We start from the raw sequence: 20,067 nt of genomic DNA, 5'->3' as shown, positions 1-20,067 counted from the left end.
AGGGGGAATCAACATGACAACATTAACGGAAAAATTAATCGAGCAAACAGAACAATATGGTGCAAACAATTATAATCCACTTCCAATCGTCATTTCGAAGGCAGAAGGAGTTTGGGTGGAAGATCCTGAAGGCAACAAATATATGGATATGCTTAGTGCCTATTCAGCAGTGAACCAAGGCCACAGGCATCCGAAAATCATCGACGAATTAAAAAAACAAGCAGATCGCGTAACATTGACATCCCGTGCATTCCATAGTGATAAATTAGGACCATGGTATGAAATGGTTTCACGCATTACGCAAAAAGACATGGCACTGCCTATGAATACAGGTGCTGAAGCTGTTGAAACTGCAATTAAAGCTGTTAGACGCTGGGGTTATGATGTTAAGGGAATCGCAGAAAACCAAGCTGAAATCATTGCATGTATCGGGAACTTCCATGGCCGGACGATGGCAGCCGTGTCCTTGTCATCCGATGATGAATATAGAAGGGGCTTTGGACCGATGCTGCCAGGGATCAAGCTTATCCCTTACGGCGACCTTGATGCATTGAAAGAAGCGATTACACCGCAAACGGCTGGATTTTTAATCGAACCGATTCAAGGTGAAGCGGGAATCATCATACCGCCACAAGGATTCTTAAAAGAAGCTTACGACTTGTGTAAAGAAAATAATGTCCTATTCGTTTCTGATGAAATTCAGTCAGGACTTGGACGTTCAGGAAAAATGTTCGCCTCTGACTGGGATGGAGTAGTTCCGGATATGTACATTTTAGGTAAAGCGCTGGGCGGCGGGGTTTTCCCAATCTCTTGCGTAGCTGCAAACCGTGAAATCCTTGGCGTATTCAATCCTGGTTCCCATGGTTCTACATTCGGCGGCAATCCATTGGCATGTGCGGTTTCCATCGCTTCATTGGAAGTCCTTGAAGAAGAGAAGCTAGCTGAACGTTCATTGGAGCTTGGACAATACTTTATGGATAGTTTAAAAGAAATCAAGAATCCAATGATTAAAGATATCCGTGGCCGAGGCTTATTCATCGGAGTCGAATTAACGGAAGCAGCAAGACCTTATTGTGAGCAGCTTAAAGAAGAAAAATTGCTATGTAAAGAAACACATGATACAGTTATCCGTTTTGCTCCGCCATTAGTGATTACAAAAGAAGACTTGGATTGGGCAATCGAACGCATTAAAAAAGTTTTATCCTAATATACCTATGAGGTGAATTCCATTGAGTACAACAGTCAAAGAAGAAAAAGAAACTGCCAGCTTGCTTGATTCAACACAGGTCGTAATCAAGGAGGCGCTGGATAAGCTTGGCTATTCTGAAGAAGTGTTCGAGCTTTTGAAGGAACCTCTTCGGATGCTGACCGTCCGCATTCCAATCAAGATGGATGACAATTCGACGAAGATTTTCACTGGATACCGTGCACAGCACAACGATGCTGTCGGTCCGACGAAAGGTGGAATCCGTTTTCATCCTGAAGTCGATGAGGAAGAAGTCAAGGCACTTTCAATGTGGATGAGTTTGAAATGCGGAATCGTGAATCTGCCATATGGCGGAGGAAAAGGCGGCATCATCTGTGATCCGCGCCAAATGTCCATCGGTGAATTGGAAAGGCTTAGCCGTGGATACGTTCGGGCAATCAGCCAAATAGTGGGGCCGACTAAAGATATTCCGGCCCCGGATGTTTATACGAATTCACAAATCATGGCATGGATGATGGACGAATACAGTAGAATAAGAGAACACGATTCGCCTGGTTTCATTACAGGCAAGCCACTGGTACTGGGTGGTTCACACGGTAGGGAAAAGGCGACGGCACAAGGTGTCACCATCTGTATCGAGGAAGCGGCAAAGCGTAAGGGCATAGAATTGAAAGGTGCACGCATCATCGTCCAAGGGTTTGGGAACGCAGGAAGCTTTTTGGCCAAATTCATGCATGATGCTGGTGCGAAAGTGATTGGCATATCGGACGCATATGGTGCCATCTATAAACCGGATGGTCTGGATATCGATTACTTACTTGATAAAAGGGATAGCTTTGGAACGGTAACGACACTATTCGATAATACAATCACCAATCAGGAACTTCTGGAACAAGATTGTGACATTTTAGTGCCTGCTGCCATTTCCAATCAAATCACCAAAGAAAATGCACATCTTATCAAAGCCCAAATTGTCGTGGAGGCAGCGAATGGACCTACCACTTTGGAGGCAACCAAGATCTTGACGGAACGCAATGTGCTTCTCGTACCTGATGTATTGGCAAGTTCAGGCGGTGTGACAGTTTCTTACTTTGAATGGGTTCAAAATAATCAAGGTTATTATTGGGAAGATGCAGAAGTCCAAACCAAATTAAAAGAGTTATTGGTCAATTCATTTAATCAAGTATATGAAATGTCCGAGACAAGAAAAGTGGATATGAGGCTGGCAGCATATATGGTGGGTGTCAGAAAAATGGCGGAAGCCTCGATATTCCGTGGCTGGGTGTAAGCTTTAGTCAAATAATGGAGAGTGGAGGAGTGATTCCGTGTTAAAACCGATTCATACCATCGAGTGTGCTCAGGATGGGACCGTCGAACAAGTTTACGTTCAAAAGAATTCCTATGTTTATGAATGGGAGAGGCTCTTTTTAGTGAAAACGGAGGATGGGAAATTGATTGATGTTTCAATAGGTGCCAGTGGTCACATTACTGAAATTAATGTTTCGGCAGGGGATCCTATAAATAGAAAGCTTCCTTTAGCTTTGCTCCAAGACGATTTTGTTATAACTGGCTCTGATTGATTATAGGAAAAAGGGTGTTCCAAAGGCGGAAGCGATTTCTGCTTTGGGATGCTCTTTTTTTGTTGTGATCATTTATATGGTGATGACAAAGCCAGGAAAAAGTTTGAAAAGAAAAAACGATGGGAGCTGAGATTTTTCAGCGTTCCAACAGAAGGCACCTAGCAATTATTTCTTGATAGGAGCTGGGAATAAGGAAAAGGGAATCACCTATCCCCACCATCATCCGCGTTTTACTTTTGACGAAGATGCCATGGAATACGGTGTTAATATTTTTATCCATGGTGTTCGTAAGATTTTAGGATAGAATCCAAGGGGCAAATCACTGGAGACATTAGAAATCCTTGCCGGGAAGGAAAAAAGAACTAGAGAGTACATTACCCAAGATATTTGAAAGCACCTTCGCTGACCGTACGCTAAAGGGTATGTTACGCGAAGGTTTTTTCAAATGAAAGGAATTAAATGGTTTGTGGCACTGAGAATGATTGATGGCATATTGTCATATTCGCTTTCATAAACTGTTACAAGCCAATAACCAAGGCCAGAAAGGAGTTGAACATGGTTGCTCGAAAACGATTTATCGTTTGTGCTTTCTAGGAAATTAAGCCCACGGCAAGAAATATTATGTTAAAATACAATATGAGAATTAAACATCAAAAAAATAGTGGTTTTTCTTAATTCAACCAGATTTTACAATAAAATGGTGAATATTCAGAATTCCGCTGTTTAAAAAAGGGGAGTTAAATAGGAGTATGAGAATCTCAGAATTAAAAAGGAAAGCCCTTCAGTCGTTGGGAGGTAAATGGGGAGTAACTGTATCGCTGATGTTGCTTCTGTTCTTGATCAACATCATTTTGCCTTTAATTGTCGAAGTGATCGGAAGCGGTGGGTTTTCACAATGGCTCATGCAGGAAGAAACACCGATATGGTCTGATATCTTCGGCCTCGTCTTAACCATCGCCTTAATCCCGCTTACCATTTCAACCACTTGGTTCTACCTGAATTTGGTTAGGGAAGGAAACCCTGATATTCCAGAAGTATTTGCTATCTATAAAGAAGGAAAAACCTCTTTCAAGCTAATTGGTGCATCCATCTTACAAGGTATTTTCATTTTTTTATGGTCATTATTATTAATCATTCCGGGTATCATTAAAGGCATCGCCTATTCGCAGCTGTTTTTCTTATTGAAGGATCATCCTGAATACACGGTGCTTGAAGGCATTACAGAAAGCAGAAAAAGGATGAAGGGTTTGAAATGGAAGTATTTCCTCATGCACCTAAGCTTCATCGGATGGGGCATCCTTTGCATGTTCACGCTGGGAATTGGTTTACTATGGTTGATTCCTTATGCAGGAACAACAATGGCTGCATTTTATAATGAATTAATCGTGCCTCAAGATGACGATCAACAATTAGAAGTATAAAAGATCAACCGATAGCAACTGGCTATCGGTTTTTTTATTCCCGATTCCCCTTAAAAAGGTTAAATTGTTCATTTTGCCTGGTGTATAATAGAATATTGAGAATGCCATTTAGGGGGATTACATAGTGAGTGGGTATAATATTGCGGATCTGGTATACCAATTGTTTTGCCTTGTATTTCTAATCCTAATCATCGTTGGGACCGTATCCCTTTTCCGTTCCATCAAGGACCGTAAAACCAGACTGGATATCATGGAAAAGAAAATGGATGATTTGCATGAACTGATTAAAAGGGGCAAAAATTGACGGCTACAGTGCAGCCGTTCAGACTGTAGACAAACTCGAAGAAAAGCGAGTTGCCTGCAGTTTTTTTATTTAAACGTTCCAGCTTGATTTCCGCTCCCTTTCCGCCGACTGTCTGCCAAGCCTCCTCACCGCAAGCTGCTGTGGGGTCTTGGCTAGCCAGTTACTCGGCAGGAGTGTCGCAAATTTCTTCAATCCAGTAAGAATATCATTCCATATGAAAGAGTAAAAAAATCATGGAGTATAACCAACCGTATGTTGCCTGCAGTTATTTAATTTGAAAACGTTCCAGTTGATTGGAACGGAAGGTACGAAACTCCTGCGGGAAAAGCGTGGCCAAGGGAGACCCCGCAGGCGCAAAGAGCGCCGAGGAGGCTCCCGGACCGCCCGCGGAAAGCGAGTGCCTGGAGTGGAAAATTACGTAAAATAATTTATACTGAAATAACTTAGTGAAAAGGACTTTCACCAAATTTGAAAATGAGGATTGGATTTTAAGCTTCAATTGAGAGACATAAAAAAATAGAAAAAGAAAGGGAATTGTAAAAAATAAGCAGTTTTACATAGGGTTGTTGGGATTGTGGGGCAAATTTCGTGTAGGGCTGCTGGTATGGAAGATGCATGGTTTGTTGCGGGATTTTACCCTATAATGGAATAGATGTGTATTTAAGGATTTGGTGAAAAAGTCTATCAGGAATGCTCGACCCTTTAACAAATCGACTGAGATGGTAATGCTGAACATTCGATCCTTTTGTTAGGTAACTTTTAAGAAGTGGGAGGAGTCGGTATCATGAAAGAAGTTATTGCAGTAAAAGAAATTACTAGGTTTAAAACACGGACGGAGGAATTTAGTCCGTACGCTTGGTGTAAACGGATGTTAGAAAATGACCCGGTGAGTTATCACGAAGGAACGGATACGTGGAATGTTTTTAAATATGAAGATGTGAAGCGGGTTCTCAGTGATTATAAACATTTTTCAAGTGTACGGAAACGGACTACCATATCGGTAGGAACGGATAGTGATGAAGGCTCTGTGCCTGATAAAATCAAAATCACTGAAGCGGATCCACCTGAGCATAGAAAACGCCGTTCACTGCTGGCCGCAGCATTCACACCTAGAAGTCTTCAAAACTGGGAACCTCGCATTCAGGAAATTACAGATGAGTTGATTGGACAAATGGATGAGGAAACGGAAATCGATATTGTGCAATCATTGGCGAGTCCGCTTCCGATCATTGTCATGTCGGATTTAATGGGCGTTCCCTCGAAAGATCGTTTATTGTTTAAGAAATGGGTGGATATCTTATTTCTTCCTTTTGATAGAGAAAAACAAGAAGAAGTAAATGAATTAAAGCAAGTGGCAGCAAAAGAATACTATCAGTATTTGTATCCGATTGTTGTGCAAAAACGATTAAACCCGGCAGATGATATCATTTCAGATCTATTGAAGTCAGAAGTGGATGGGGAAATGTTTACGGATGATGAGGTTGTCCGGACGACCATGCTGATTTTAGGAGCGGGGGTCGAGACAACAAGTCATTTACTGGCCAATAGCTTTTATTCCCTGCTATATGATGACAAAGATGTTTATCAAGAGTTACATGAAAACCTGGATTTAGTTCCGCAGGCGGTCGAAGAAATGCTTCGTTTCCGATTCAATCTTATTAAATTGGATCGCACCGTAAAGGAAGATAACGATATATTGGGAGTGGAATTGAAAGAAGGGGATAACGTGGTTGTTTGGATGAGTGCAGCTAATTTGGACGAAGAGATGTTTGAAGACGCCTTCACCCTTAATATCCACCGCCCTAACAATAAGAAACATCTAACCTTCGGAAATGGCCCCCATTTCTGCCTGGGAGCGCCGCTAGCCAGGCTGGAAGCGAAGATTGCGCTTACTGCCTTCCTGAAGAAATTCAAGCATATTGAAGCGGTGCCATCGTTCCAGTTAGAAGAGAATCTTACCGATTCAGCGACCGGGCAAACTTTGACATCACTACCGCTTAAGGCAAGCCGCATTTAATAAAAGAAAAACCTTGTGCACTAACCTGCATAAGGTTTTTTTCTTTTTAGTAGGGACGCATGGCATACATGTTGAATGGCACCCGTTAAATCGAATTGATGTTCCTGAAGTCGTCAGGAAATCTTATAGTAACCTGAAGTTGAGGTGACAATGAAGAATGGAGTAGTATGATAAAGTAGGAAATTTTGTGCCCAGGCAAATTCCTGAATTCGGTTGGCGGGCGATTACACTCACCATGCAATGAAGAAGATATGATAAAATAGAAATTTCCATATGAATCGGTTTTAAATAAGTGAAAGGATGTTATTATGAAATTAAAGCAGCAATTAACCATTGCCTTTATAGTAAGTGTACTTTCTTTAATCGGGTTCAGTTTCATGGCATTTACCATAAGTGCAAATGAATACCTGAAATTTGATGAAGATGTGATTTCCTTGGTGCAGGGATGGGAGTCGCCTCTTCTGACTGACATCATGAAGTTCTTTACCTACATAGGTTCAACCGTTTCCCTGATCATCCTATCCTTGATTATTTTGTTTTTCTTATATAGGGTTTTGAAGCATCGTTTGGAACTGGTCTTATTCACTGCAGTCATGGTTGGTTCACCTCTTCTCAATTTGATGGTTAAGCTATTGTTTCAACGCGCCCGGCCCGATTTACATCGACTCATCGAAATAGGGGGGTACAGTTTCCCTAGTGGACATGCCATGAATGCATTTTCTTTATACGGTATTCTTACATTTTTGCTTTGGCGTCACATTACGGCTAGATGGGCAAGGATTCTATTGATTCTGATCAGCATGATGATGATTCTCTCGATAGGTATTAGCCGTATATACTTGGGGGTCCATTATCCTAGTGATATCATTGCCGGATATTTGGCGGGTGGTTGTTGGATCGCGATTGCCATTTGGTTTTTTCAAAGGTATCAAGACCGCCGGAAGAACAAAGATCGTTAATAAAGAAAGTAAGATTATTGCAAGATAAGCAGCCGGCGGGTAACAAGTCAGCTGTTGATTCAAGAAAGTTAGGAGCGTATTAAATGGAAAACTGGATTACGGAATTCATGAATGATTTTGGGTATATAGGAATCTTTCTATTAATAGCATTGGAAAATATTTTCCCGCCGATCCCGTCTGAGGTCATTCTTACTTTTGGCGGTTTCATGACGACAACAGCGGATATGACGATTATCGGTGTAGTGATCGCTGCGACTATTGGGTCAGTGGCAGGGGCAGTCGTCCTTTATGGAATTGGTTTACTTCTTGATGTGAAGGTCATTGAAAGGTTCGTGGAAAGATGGGGCCATATTTTTCGGTTAACGGTGTCGGACGTCCATAAGGCGAATTCTTGGTTTGATAAGTACGGGTCATGGACCGTGTTTTTCTGCAGACTGGTTCCGCTGATCAGAAGCTTGATCTCGATTCCTGCAGGGATGTCCCATATGAGCTTTTGGCTCTTCCTGCTTTACACAACATCCGGAACATTAATTTGGAACATCATCTTGGTGAATATCGGGGCAGCTGTTGGATCTTCGTGGGAAGATATTGTAGGGTACATGGACATTTATTCAAACATCGTATATGCAATATTGGCCTTGCTATTGATTGCTTTCGTTGTTTTGATTTTTAGAAGGAATAAAGGCAAAGTATAATTTCAGTTTAGTTGATTGGGCCGTTATCATCGGCACTTCATTCCCAAACCGAATATGACCACAAAAGGCTGTCATTGCGACAGCCTTTTTCTTATGGAAGGAAGAAGGATGAACCCGGAATAAAGGGGGAGTGCTTTGGACAAAATGAGTGAAACGAAAAAGGAATGAGGTTCGGTGCTATGGCTTCTTTTTTCAAACAAAAGAGACAAGCGAAGCAACGTGAAAAGAAAAAGGAAGATGAAAGTCAATCCAAAAGTAAAACGCCTGATTATATTGAAAGTTCCATATCGGCTAATCTGGAAAAAGTGAAGAAAAAAACGGGAAACAGTCCCGACATCATTATCCGAACGCTGAAAATCGGTCAAAATCCAGAGATTAAAACGACTATTTTGTATGTGCAGGGTCTGATTGATAATCCAAGCGTTACGGACTTTTTAATTGAATCAATCATGAAAAATCCTCATCTATCAGAAAAAATACTTCCACAAGAAGCGTTGGATGTAATCTCTGAGGACGTGGTTTCCCTCGGTGGTGTAGAAACGGTCACGGACTGGGAAAAACTATTTTTATCCTTATTATCAGGGGACAGCATCATTTTTGTTGATGGTATCAACATAGCCCTGGTTGCCAGTACAAAAGGGGGAGAGCGGCGCTCGATTCAGGAACCAAGCACGCATTTGACTGTCCGGGGATCAAGAGAAGGGTTTACGGAATCGATTGGAACGAACATTGCCATGTTACGCCGGATCATCAATACCCCGGATTTATGGATAGAGTCGATGAAAATAGGCACGGTGACAAAAACGGACGTTTCCATCATGTATATAAATGGAATCGTTAAAGAAGGGATCGTCGAGGAGGTCAAGAAGCGCTTAAATCGAATTAACATCGATAGCATTCTTGAATCAGGATATATTGAACAATTGATAGAAGACCAGGTCATGACCCCATTCCCAACCCTTAACCATACAGAAAGACCGGATATGGTCGCAGGAAACCTTCTGGAAGGAAGAGTGGCGATATTCGTTAATGGAACGCCTTTCGTCTTGGTGGCCCCGGCAATATTCGTACAGTTTTTTCAATCTGTCGAAGACTACTATAATCGCTTTGACATTGCTTCAGCGACACGTTTTTTACGAATCATCGTTTTCATCATCTCGATAGTCGGGCCGGCTGTCTATGTTGCAGCCACGACTTTTCATCAGGAAATGATTCCAACTAAGCTGCTGGTCATTGTAGCGGCTCAAAGGGAAACGGTTCCTTTGCCTGCCGTCGTTGAAGCGCTTCTTATGGAAATGACCTTTGAAATATTACGGGAAGCAAGTCTTCGGATGCCAAAGGCCGTTGGTTCGACGATGTCCATTGTCGGAGCATTGGTCATCGGGCAGGCGGCTGTCCAGGCTGGTATCGTATCGCCGGCAATGGTCATCATCGTCTCGATCACGGCGATTGCCAGTTTTGCAACTCCTTCTTATTCCATAGCCATATCTGCCCGCATTGTGCGGTTCGGATTCATCATTTGTGCCGGCACTTTAGGTTTTTATGGGATGATTTTAGCCTTTATCGTCCTTATTGTCCATTTATGCAGCTTGCGTTCACTTGGAGTTCCTTATATGACACCGCTCGCCCCTCTGCATCCGGAAGGGTTGGGCGACACATTCTTCAGAAGACCTATGTGGGCCTTTAAGGAAAGGCCAAAATTTTTAACCAACGAAAATAATCTGATAAGGGAAGGCGAAAATCAAAGACCCCTGCCTCCTGAATCGCGTGGAATGAAAACTGCTGACGAGAAAAAAGGTGAAGGCAATGAATCGTAAAAAGCTAATTCTTTTCTTGATATTGATCTGTTCCATATTCACCACCGGCTGTTGGGATAAAACAGAGTTAAACGAAATGGCCATTGTCTCGGCAGTTGGACTCGATAGAAATAAAGAAGGAAAGTTAGTGGGAACGTTCCAAATCATTAATCCAAGCAATGTAGCGGGAGCTCTTCAGGGCGGCGGCGGAACAAATCCACCGATATCCATTTATAGGGCCACCGCAAATAATGTGCTTGAACTTGATAGTATCGCTTCAACGAAAATCTCCCGAGATATGTATTTTGCCCATGCCAACCTGATTGTCATCGGTGAAGAACTAGCAAAAGAAGAGGGCCTCAACGATATTTTCGATGCATTTGAGCGCTCACCGGAATTCAGGGCAACTACGAGGATTGTGATTGCCCGGGGTGTGAAAGCAAGGGATATTGTCGAAACGTTAACTGCAATCGATAAGGTATCTGCTGAAAAAGTCATTAGGACGATTGAAATCACTGAAAAAATCCAGGGGAAAAGTATTAGCATCAATCTCCAAGAGGTGATCAAGAATCTGCTTAGTACCGGAAAAGAACCAATAATAAGCGGTTTTACCGTGAAAGGCAACACAGGTAAAGAGGATAAAATGGAGAATACCATGTCTTCGGATATTGAGGCAAACCCTAATGCAGCGGGAATTGGTGTTTTTAAAGATGGAAAATTGATTGACTGGCTGGATGGTGATAAGGCAATAGGATCAATGTGGGTATTGGATAGGATCGAAAATACCCATTTAAACCTTGATTGGGAGGGTAAAAAAGACGCAATCACCTATTCAGTTATTCGGCAAAAAACCAACGTCGGGGTAAAATTGGTAAACGGCAAACCGAAAATATCGATAAAGGTCCGTGCAGAGGGAGATATCCGGGAGGTGAATGTTCCTTTGAATCTAACCGATATGCATGTTCTGATAGATATTGAAAATAAGTTAGCGAAAGAATTGAAGAAGGAGATGGAAGATGCGATCGTTCGGGCACAAAAAAATAAATCCGATATTTTTGGCTTTGGGGAGCTCATGCACGAATCCCATCCGAAAGAATGGAAGAAACTAGAGAAAAACTGGGACGACGATACTTTTCCTAAACTGGAAGTTGATGTGCAGGTAGAAACTTTCATTCGCCGTACCGGATTACGTAATAAGCCATTTCTTTCAAATTTAAAAAAGAAAGATCAATAATGGAAAGGAAGTGGCATCCTCATGGAAAAGGCAAAAATCAGCGGTTACCAGCTGTTCGTCCTTATTTTCCTGTTTGAAATGGGCAGTGCACTTTTGGTTCCGCTTGCAGGTGAAGCCAAGCAGGCTGCTTGGCTAGTCATCCTTATTGCGATGATAGGCGGATTTTTATTATTTTTCATTTATTATGGCCTTTTTCAATACTACCCTGAGCAGCTGTTAACAGAGTTTGTAAAACATATATTAGGGAATTTTCTAGGCAGGATCGTAGCTTTTCTATACATCCTTTATTTCATCTATCTTTCTGCAAGGGTGCTGAGGGATTTCGGAGATACGCTGCTTACTTTTGCCTATCCTCATATTCCGTTATTTGTTGCGAACGCTGCATTCATTTTAGTCGTGGTGTATACGGTCCGTAAAGGGATAGAAGTATTGACGAGGACGGGGGAACTATTCTTTGTCTTAGAGAATTTACTTTTAATGACCTTCATGCTTCTGATTATTGCTTCCGGCATGATCCATTTAAACAACTTAAAACCCATTTTTGAAATGGGCGGGACAGAGATGGTGAAAATGGGTTTCACTAAAACCGTATTTTTTCCATTTGGCGAGATCATAGTGTTTTTAATGATTTTTCCTTATTTGAATGAACCTCAGCGACTGAAAAAAATTGGGATAGGGAGCTTGGCGACAAGCGGTATTTTTCTCGCGATAATAATGGCTGTGAATATTGCTGTACTTGGTGTGGACCTTACGACACGTTCGCAATACCCTCTTCTTACCCTTATTCAGTCAATAGAGGTCGCTGGCTTTCTTGAACGTCTCGATGTGTACTTCTTGTTTTTGTTGATGATTGGCGGGTTCATCAAGATATGTGTATTTACTTATGTAGCGGTAACGGGTACGGCGAATGTTTTCAATGTTAAACAGCCCTCCAGACTTGCATACCCTGTTGGCATCGTCATTTTATTGATTTCAATTATTATGTCAAGCAGCTATACGGAACATATCCATGAAGGGCTAGATGCCGTACCAAATTACATCCATCTGCCATTTCAGGTGATCATTCCGTTGCTTCTCTTGGTCATTGCCTTTTTTAAGAATCGAAAAAAAAGGAAGACAAGCACCAAAAAAAGTTCCTGAAAGGCGGAGTTGATCAAAAATGAAATTCTTCGGTATTACGCTTTTGCTTCTGATCCCTTTAGTGACCTTTTCTTTAGGTATGGATATTCTATTGGGATTTGATTTGGATAATTCAATCAAGCATGCCTTTAACCCATTTTTGGTGAAGGACCCCGCTGAACTTATCCTTTTTTTCATTCTTCTTGCATTCCTTGTATTCAGCTTCTTTTATCGAAAAAAAAAGAAAGGCAACACCAAAGGACAACAATGATGGTGCAAATTCCCGTTGCTGAAAAATTGAGATGAACTCCGAATAGGGGAGTTTGTCTTTTTGCTTTTTTCCACCCTGTAAACCCATTTCATAGTATGATGATAAAATGAGATATTTTCAGCGGAATGTAAAATCACTCAACAAAAAACCCCCGGGAGGAGGACGGCAATTTGGATATCAAATTAAATCGAAAAATCATAAAAGACATGTGCGGAACCGTCTCCTTCAAAAGAGGGGAAGCTTTTCAGCGTGCCAATAAAGTGAAATTTGAAAGCTATCGTCATGATAGTTGTGAAGCAACGGTTAAAGGAAAGGAAGACTTCCATGTCACGATTGATGCGGATGCTGTCGGCGGTTTTCAGACAAAATGCAGCTGTCCTACGCTAGCTTCCTTCCATCGGGATTGCCAGCATATTGCAGCCGTCCTGCTGTCGGTTTACGACCATCAGCAAGATGGAACGATACCTGATGGCCTGCAAGCAACCGGTGTTGCTTCAGCCAATAAGAAGTTGTCAGAGGGCTTGCTGACCCTTTTCAATAATCAGCCTGTCCGCAAAAGCGGTCATCAGCGCCACTTTGAAAAAAGAAAGATGCTTGAAGCAGAGTTTACGTGTAAACCAGTATGGATGGGAACGGAACTATATATGTTAGGACTGGAAATGAAAATCGGTTCTTTCAATGTGTCGAATATTCGGGATTTCCTGAAGCGCGTTAAAGACGGAAAGCCTGCCGAAGTATCCCTTTCATTTATATATGACCCGGTGCTGCATTGTTTTCAGAATGAAAATGATTCCGTGCTTCAGGAGCTCATTACAGTGATATCGGATGAAAAAGTCTATGTGGATGCCATAGCGGACAAAACTGAAAATACATTGAACAATCACTTATTACTTTTGCCGCCATCTTCTTTTCAAAAGCTTGTCCCCATCCTTGAAGTAGCGCCATTGGTGAAGCTTTCCCATGGGGACCATACATTCAATGGTTTTCGTTTATCAAACGGACCTCTTCCTTTACAGTTTGACTTTACCGAAAGCGAGGGCAAAGGGTTTCAACTGAAAATTAATGGATTGCATGAGATGATTGTCATGAATGCATACAAACTGGTTCTATTTAAAGGGAAATTGGTTCAGCTCGAAAATGAGGATTGCCAGCGCCTTTCTGAGTTAAAGCAAATGATGGAGAATTCGGGAATGAATCAAATTCCAATCCATCATGACCAGCTGGAATTATTCCTGGACAAAGTGGTACCAGGTTTGAAAAAACTCGGTGAAGTCCATATAGCAAGATCCATCACCGAATTATTTTTGAAGACACCGCTTGTTGCAAAGCTATACTTGGATCGAGTAAAAAACAGGCTGCTAGCGGGGCTGGAGTTCCATTATGAAAATATCGTGATCAACCCTTTGGAAAAGCAGGAATCCAAGGTTATAAGGGATGTTGAGAAGGAGGCGGAGATACTAAAGCTGATGGAGGATAGCCAGTTTGCCAAAACGGACGGCGGCTATTTCTTGCATAATGAAGAGTTGGAGTATGAGTTTTTGTACCACATCGTTCCGAAACTCCAAAAGCTGGTACAAATCTATGCCACTACGGCAGTAAGAAACCGGATTTCCCGTGGAAATGCTGCACCGCGTATTAGGGTGAATATCAAAAAAGAACGTACTAATTGGCTCGAATTCAAATTTGAAATGGATGATATCCCAGATAAACAAATTCGCGAGGTCTTAGCAGCGCTTGAAGAAAAGAGGAAGTACTATCGTTTAAGGAATGGATCTCTGCTTTCCCTTGAAACAAGGGAATACGAGGAAATCAATCGTTTTCTGAATGCATTGCCCGTACAGGATGAAGACCTGGAGAGCACGCTGAACATGCCAATCGTAAAAGGGCTTCAGCTCCTTGATTCCGTGAATGACAGCCAGACATTCACAATGGAGGAGTCATTCCGTCAGTTTTTGGATAACATCGGGAATCCGGGCTCCTTGGAGTTCGTGGTGCCAAATAGTCTAGTCCCGATCTTGCGCGAGTATCAAAAAAACGGCTATAAATGGATGAAAATACTTGCCCAATACGGTTTTGGCGGAATTCTTGCTGATGATATGGGACTGGGAAAAACACTGCAAAGCATCGCGTACATTTTATCCGAGCTGCCTGACATCCGTGAGAAAAGGGTGCCGGTGCTTATTGTCTGCCCATCATCATTGACCTACAATTGGCTGAGCGAATTCACTAAATTCGCTCCTGATATACAAGCCGTCGTCGTTGATGGCGACAAGACGGAAAGGACGAAGCTGCTTAAGGAAGCGAAGGATGTGGATGTAGTGATCACCTCTTATCCATTGCTCCGGAAAGACATCGCTTCGTTTGAAAAGCAGGACTTCCATACGGTGTTTTTCGATGAGGCACAGGCCTTTAAAAACCCAGTGACGCAAACGGCACGAGCGGCCAAGAAGATAAAAGCGGCACATCGCTTCGCGTTGACTGGTACGCCTATCGAGAATTCACTAGAAGAGCTCTGGTCCCTTTTCCACGTCGTATTCCCTGAATTATTCATGGGGTTAAAGGAGTATAGCAATCTCTCAAGGAAGCAGATTTCCCGCAGGATCCGCCCATTTTTGCTGCGGAGAATGAAAGAGGACGTGCTAGGTGAACTTCCGGAAAAAATCGAGTCGCTGGAATCGGTGGAACTGCTTCCTGATCAGAAGAAACTGTACGGTGCCTATCTGGCGAAGCTGCGGCATGATACGCTGAAGCACCTGGATAAGGACACCCTCCGGAAAAATCGGATCAGGATCCTCGCTGGCTTGACCCGGCTTCGGCAAATATGCTGTCACCCCGCCTTGTTTGTGGACGGATATAAAGGCAGTTCAGCTAAATATGAGCAGCTGATGCAAATTGTCGAGGAATCGAAGCATTCTGGAAGAAGGGTTCTGGTTTTCTCGCAATTTACAAAAATGCTTCAAATTATCGGCAGGGATTTGGCCATTAAGGGACAACCTTTTTTCTACCTGGATGGACAAACCCCATCAAAGGAACGTGTGGAAATCTGCAATCGATTTAATGCAGGAGAGCGGGATATATTCCTCATTTCATTGAAAGCGGGCGGTACGGGTCTCAACCTGACGGGTGCCGATACAGTCATTCTATATGACCTTTGGTGGAATCCGGCAGTTGAAGAACAAGCTGCGGACCGTGCCCATCGAATGGGACAGAAGAATGCGGTTCAAGTCATCAAACTTATTGCCCGTGGCACAATCGAAGAAAAAATGAATGAACTTCAAGAGAAAAAGAGACATCTTATTGAAGAAATCATCGACCCTGGAGACAAGTCGTCGTCTGCGCTTACAGAAGAGGATATCAGGGAAATCCTGATGATATAAGGGTTTCATCTGAAGGTAATCTTAGTAATGAAATGAATAGTTCAGTTATGGAGCATTCCTTTTTAATGAGGAATGCTTCTTTTATTTTTAAAAAGAAAAGGATATTTAGGTAACAATAATAATATAATAAAAAACAACAATGTTTTATTGTAAAACGATAAAATATGTGTTAAATTCAAATTGATAAAAAATAAATGAGGTGCTTTTTATGAAACAAGTGTCAACGATCTTTTTGAAGATAGCCGTTATTCTTATTGGAATGCCGGTTCTTGCTATGTGCATCTTTGTGGTGCCTGAGATTGCGAATTTTGCAGCAGAATTATATCCGGATATGACTTATTTGAAATATCTCGTTTTAATCGATTTGTATGCATCGGCAATACCTTTTTACTTTGCTCTATATCAAGCCTTTAAACTTTTAAGCTATATTGACAAGAACAAAGCTTTCTCGGAATTATCTGTAAGAGCTTTAAAGACTATAAAAAATTGTGCAATCACAATCAGTAGCTTTTATGTGGTAGGAATGCCGCTCTTTTATCTCATGGCGGAGATGGACGACGCCCCAGGCATCATAGTAATCGGATTGGTCGTCATTTTTGCTTCAATGGTGATTGCAGTCTTTGCTGCTGTTCTTCAAAGGCTTTTGCAAGAGGCCATCGATATAAAATCAGAAAATGACTTAATAGTCTGAGGTGAATAACATGGCAATTATAATCAATATTGATGTGATGCTGGCTAAAAGGAAAATGAGTGTTACAGAACTTTCTGAGAGGGTTGGAATAACGATGGCTAATCTTTCCATATTGAAAAACGGCAAGGCAAAAGCGATTCGATTATCAACTTTAGAGGCGATTTGCAAGGCGTTAGAATGTCAGCCCGGAGATATTTTAGAATACCGGAATGATGATGACACCCAAGATTAAAAAAGTGAAAGAAAAAGAAAGATTTCATCAAAGGGGAGTTACTCATGAATTTAACGATAAAAAAATGGAGACACCAATCATGCGAGCACTAAAACAACTCGTTCGGTTTGGTTGGGAGCAGGCCCTATCCTGCTTGTTTCCTGCCGTTATTTTTGCCTCTTTGGCTATTACAAAATTCATACCGCTTCCCTTTCTGCCGCGGTATGACTGGCTCCTCATCATCTGCCTTCTGATGCAGTGGTGGATGGTGCGTTCCGGGCTTGAAACACGGGATGAACTAAAGGTCATCACCTTGTTCCACCTTATTGGTCTTGCTCTTGAACTTTTCAAGGTACATATGGGCTCCTGGACTTATCCAGAGGAAGGATATTTTAAGATTTTTGGAGTGCCTCTGTATAGCGGATTCATGTACGCAAGTGTAGCGAGTTATCTTTGCCAGGCGTGGAGGAGGTTAAAGGTTGAACTGGTCAAGTGGCCGCCGTTTTTGGTCGTTGTATCTCTTGCAGCTGCGATTTATTTGAATTTTTTCACCCACCATTATTGGATTGATGTTCGTTGGTGGTTATCTGGACTAGTCATCATCGTCTTTTGGCGGTCATGGGTCACATATGAGGTTGGTGGAACTCGGTATCGTATGCCAATCGCACTTTCTTTTGTGCTCATCGGATTTTTTATTTGGATAGCCGAAAATATCGCAACGTTCTTTGGAGCATGGGAATATCCAAATCAAACCGATGCATGGAGTCTCGTTCATCTAGGAAAGGTAAGCTCATGGCTCTTATTAGTGATCGTCAGCTTTCTTATAGTAGCGACGCTAAAGCTGGTTAAGGGGAAAGATTCCGCTGTGATGGATGCGGGTTCAATTTTTATAAAATGACTTCACACAAGAAAATAAATAAGTAAAGACGACACATTAATGGCTATATCTAAATTGTGTCGTCTTTGTTTTTCTATGCTTTTATATACTTAATAACAAAATGGTAATGCGGTGTCATATTCGGAATTTCTACAGACAAAAGTAAAATCACCTTGACTCATTCTTATGAAACAAGTTTTAATCCCACTGCCGCGCCAAGGACCATGGCTATAAAAACGACCCTTCGCCAATCCTTGGATTCCCCATATAATAGCATCCCGATTATCGCTCCGCCTGATGCGCCGATTCCTGTCCAAATAGCATAAGCCGTCCCCATCGGCAAGGTTTTCATGGCATAAGCAAGAAAAAGGAAACTTGCTCCAAATCCGATGAATAACAGCAGCAAGGATTGCCAATTACGGTCTTTGTGCAATTTATTTATCATCGCGACCCCAAACATTTCAAATAGCCCCGCTAAGATTAAAGAGACCCAAGCCATTATGATTCATCCCCTTTCTCAGCCTTATCATCAGTCACTAGCTTCAAACCGATCACCCCTGATAATAAGAGGAGGATCAATAGCGTTTTGCTCAGCTTGAAGGATTCCCCAAAGAAAATGATTTCGGAAAAAACGGTACCAGCTGTCCCCATACCGACAAAAACGGCATATACCGTTCCGACAGGAAGCTTCCTGCCAGCCATTATCATCAAGTAAAAACTGATGATGATCGAAATGACCGTTCCAGACCAAGTCCAAAAGTCATCTGCATGTTTTAAGCCAATCACCCAAAATACTTCAAAAAAAGCCGCAATGAATACTTTAATCCAGTTTGTGCTCATGAAATATCGCACCTCCAATTTTATTCTTTACTAAAAAAACAAAAAAAGCCCAAGAGATAACTGTTAAACAGTTTCTCCCAGGCTTTTATCCTTCCGTGACACAGCATGCTTGCTGTGAGTTTTCTCTCGGACCAGACCAGCAATAAGACGCACTGCGGAACCCTAGAAAACCTTTGACATATGCAATTACCTTTCATTATACATACTTTTTGAACTTACTCAAGGTAAAAGTTTTGGCAAGACCATGCCCATTTTAGCCTAATATCCGCATATGTCCCGTAACGTTTACAGCAGAGATGACTTAATATATCCCAAGGTTTTTAGTTTAATTGAACATTGGGAAAAGAGGGCAAATCATGACTGCTGAATATAACATCAGAAAAAATGCACTTCATCTTTCTGAAAAGGAAAAAAGGAAATATATCAATGCTGTTTTGGTCTTAAAGGAAAAAGGGATATATGATCGGTACGTAGCGTGGCATGCTGCTGCAGGGAGATTTCAAACCCCTCCCGTTAAGCGCCCGAAAGCAGGGAACGCTCCATCAGCATCGACCCGCAGTCATAATGATCAAGGGGAGCGGACCGGGGCTGACAATGACAATATCCATGGAAGCCATGGTGATCAGCGAAATGCAGCCCATAGAGGGCCGGCTTTCTTACCTTGGCATCGCTATTTCCTTTGGCTGTTCGAACGCGATCTTCAATCCGTTGACCCCAGTGTGACCATTCCCTACTGGGATTGGGCAGCAGATTCAGAATTGGAGGATCCAGCTTCATCCCCAATCTGGGGTAGCGATTTCATGGGCGGAAACGGGAATAAAAGGAAAAACAACCTTGTCGATTCAGGACCTTTTGCTGCTGGGCGCTGGGAAGTTCTTGATGAGGAGGGGAAACCTTCAGGGGGATTGAAAAGGAACTTCAGATCAAGTGAACAAGTTGCAAACCTGCCGACGAAACAAGACGTTCAAAACGTATTGAAAGTCACTCCTTACGATGCACCACCGTGGAATTCCGCAAGCAATCAAAGTTTCCGAAATCAGCTTGAAGGATTTGTCGATGGACCGGCCCTTCATAATCTAGTGCATGGGTGGGTCGGGGGACATATGGGTTCTGTACCTGTTTCACCTAACGATCCAGTCTTCTTTTTACACCATGCCAATGTCGATCGGATATGGGCAATGTGGAAAATCCTGCACCGGGAGGAGAAATATCTACCAAGAAGAGGGGGACCCTTCAGCCATAACTTGAATGATCCGATGTTTCCGTGGGATATAACCCCTAAGGAGATGATCAATCATAGGAAATTGGGCTATATATACGATATGGAAAGGAAGATGGTGAAGGGAGAACACCATTGAATGAAGGTCAACAAGGCGCAGTGTGAAGCACTGCGTCAATTTGTCGATAAAATGGAGTTCCTCGGTTTAAACCTAACTAGCTTAAAGAAATATGCGTCACTCCTGCCAAA

19 protein-coding genes, 1 pseudogene and 1 riboswitch are annotated in these 20,067 nt (G+C 42.2%); of the genes and pseudogenes, 18 read left to right on the top strand and 2 right to left on the bottom strand.

Going from position 1 to position 20,067, the window contains the following annotated elements; genetic code table 11:
* Positions 1-13 precede the first annotated feature (13 nt).
* From OSJ91_RS21340 to OSJ91_RS21260, 17 genes and pseudogenes are all read left to right on the top strand, one after another.
* On the top strand, positions 14-1,207 hold the full coding sequence (locus OSJ91_RS21340; RefSeq protein WP_034309472.1) for an ornithine--oxo-acid transaminase: 1,194 nt from the start codon (positions 14-16) through the stop codon (positions 1,205-1,207).
* 22 nt (positions 1,208-1,229) lie between these two features.
* Entirely contained in the window at positions 1,230-2,495 is a 1,266-nt protein-coding gene (locus OSJ91_RS21335) for a Glu/Leu/Phe/Val family dehydrogenase (RefSeq protein WP_260358427.1), read from the top strand.
* 37 nt (positions 2,496-2,532) lie between these two features.
* Entirely contained in the window at positions 2,533-2,787 is a 255-nt protein-coding gene (locus OSJ91_RS21330) for a biotin/lipoyl attachment domain-containing protein (protein WP_076364404.1), read from the top strand.
* A gap of 130 nt (positions 2,788-2,917) precedes the next feature.
* Positions 2,918-3,091 (top strand): annotated as a pseudogene (locus tag OSJ91_RS21325) (amidohydrolase); the annotation flags it as partial.
* Positions 3,092-3,536: 445 nt separating this feature from the next.
* Positions 3,537-4,208 carry a DUF975 family protein gene (locus OSJ91_RS21320; protein WP_350299852.1) on the top strand — a complete coding sequence of 224 codons (672 nt, stop codon included), beginning with the start codon at positions 3,537-3,539 and terminating at the stop codon, positions 4,206-4,208.
* A 124-nt stretch (positions 4,209-4,332) separates the two neighbouring features.
* A complete protein-coding gene (locus tag OSJ91_RS21315; RefSeq protein WP_350299851.1) occupies positions 4,333-4,512 on the top strand; it encodes a DUF4083 domain-containing protein in 180 nt (59 codons plus the stop codon).
* A 781-nt stretch (positions 4,513-5,293) separates the two neighbouring features.
* Positions 5,294-6,529 (top strand): cytochrome P450, encoded by a 1,236-nt coding sequence (locus tag OSJ91_RS21310; protein WP_350302924.1) that lies wholly within the window; start codon positions 5,294-5,296, stop codon positions 6,527-6,529.
* A gap of 308 nt (positions 6,530-6,837) precedes the next feature.
* The gene (locus OSJ91_RS21305) at positions 6,838-7,488 is read left to right on the top strand and encodes a phosphatase PAP2 family protein (protein ID WP_350299850.1); all 651 of its coding nucleotides are present in this window, start codon (positions 6,838-6,840) and stop codon (positions 7,486-7,488) included.
* A gap of 83 nt (positions 7,489-7,571) precedes the next feature.
* Entirely contained in the window at positions 7,572-8,183 is a 612-nt protein-coding gene (locus OSJ91_RS21300; protein WP_350299849.1) for a DedA family protein, read from the top strand.
* Positions 8,184-8,362: 179 nt separating this feature from the next.
* Entirely contained in the window at positions 8,363-10,000 is a 1,638-nt protein-coding gene (locus OSJ91_RS21295) for a spore germination protein (protein WP_350299848.1), read from the top strand.
* Positions 9,990-11,213, top strand: coding sequence for a Ger(x)C family spore germination protein (locus OSJ91_RS21290; RefSeq protein ID WP_350299847.1), 1,224 nt, complete (start codon positions 9,990-9,992; stop codon positions 11,211-11,213). Before OSJ91_RS21295 ends, OSJ91_RS21290 begins: the two co-directional genes overlap by 11 nt.
* 21 nt (positions 11,214-11,234) lie before the next feature.
* Positions 11,235-12,353, top strand: a complete 1,119-nt coding sequence (locus OSJ91_RS21285; RefSeq protein ID WP_350299846.1) for a GerAB/ArcD/ProY family transporter — start codon at positions 11,235-11,237, stop codon at positions 12,351-12,353.
* A gap of 19 nt (positions 12,354-12,372) precedes the next feature.
* Entirely contained in the window at positions 12,373-12,603 is a 231-nt protein-coding gene (locus OSJ91_RS21280) for a YczF family membrane protein (protein WP_350299845.1), read from the top strand.
* 170 nt (positions 12,604-12,773) lie between these two features.
* A complete protein-coding gene (locus OSJ91_RS21275) occupies positions 12,774-15,980 on the top strand; it encodes an SNF2 helicase associated domain-containing protein (RefSeq protein ID WP_350299844.1) in 3,207 nt (1,068 codons plus the stop codon).
* A 208-nt stretch (positions 15,981-16,188) separates the two neighbouring features.
* Positions 16,189-16,671 (top strand): DUF2975 domain-containing protein, encoded by a 483-nt coding sequence (locus OSJ91_RS21270; protein ID WP_350299843.1) that lies wholly within the window; start codon positions 16,189-16,191, stop codon positions 16,669-16,671.
* Between the two features lie 10 nt (positions 16,672-16,681).
* Complete coding sequence (locus OSJ91_RS21265) at positions 16,682-16,903, top strand: helix-turn-helix domain-containing protein (RefSeq protein ID WP_201185490.1); 222 nt, start codon at positions 16,682-16,684, stop codon at positions 16,901-16,903.
* Positions 16,904-16,982: 79 nt separating this feature from the next.
* Entirely contained in the window at positions 16,983-17,780 is a 798-nt protein-coding gene (locus tag OSJ91_RS21260) for a DUF817 domain-containing protein (RefSeq protein ID WP_350299842.1), read from the top strand.
* A 163-nt stretch (positions 17,781-17,943) separates the two neighbouring features.
* Here OSJ91_RS21260 and OSJ91_RS21255 read toward each other — a convergent pair whose 3' ends face one another.
* Entirely contained in the window at positions 17,944-18,258 is a 315-nt protein-coding gene (locus OSJ91_RS21255) for a DMT family transporter (RefSeq protein WP_034309447.1), read from the bottom strand.
* Entirely contained in the window at positions 18,258-18,599 is a 342-nt protein-coding gene (locus OSJ91_RS21250) for a DMT family transporter (RefSeq protein ID WP_063232562.1), read from the bottom strand. The genes OSJ91_RS21255 and OSJ91_RS21250 overlap by 1 nt, the downstream gene beginning before the upstream one ends.
* 72 nt (positions 18,600-18,671) lie before the next feature.
* Positions 18,672-18,776, bottom strand: a riboswitch (guanidine-I (ykkC/yxkD leader).
* 179 nt (positions 18,777-18,955) lie between these two features.
* Between OSJ91_RS21250 and OSJ91_RS21245 the strand changes: the two genes are divergently transcribed.
* On the top strand, positions 18,956-19,957 hold the full coding sequence (locus tag OSJ91_RS21245; protein WP_350299840.1) for a tyrosinase family protein: 1,002 nt from the start codon (positions 18,956-18,958) through the stop codon (positions 19,955-19,957).
* Positions 19,958-20,067: the final 110 nt, after the last annotated feature.

The organism is Bacillus sp. T-10(2022), from assembly GCF_056502895.1.
Note: the sequence above shows the minus strand (reverse complement) of the source record. Positions and strands in the feature narration are given on the sequence as shown.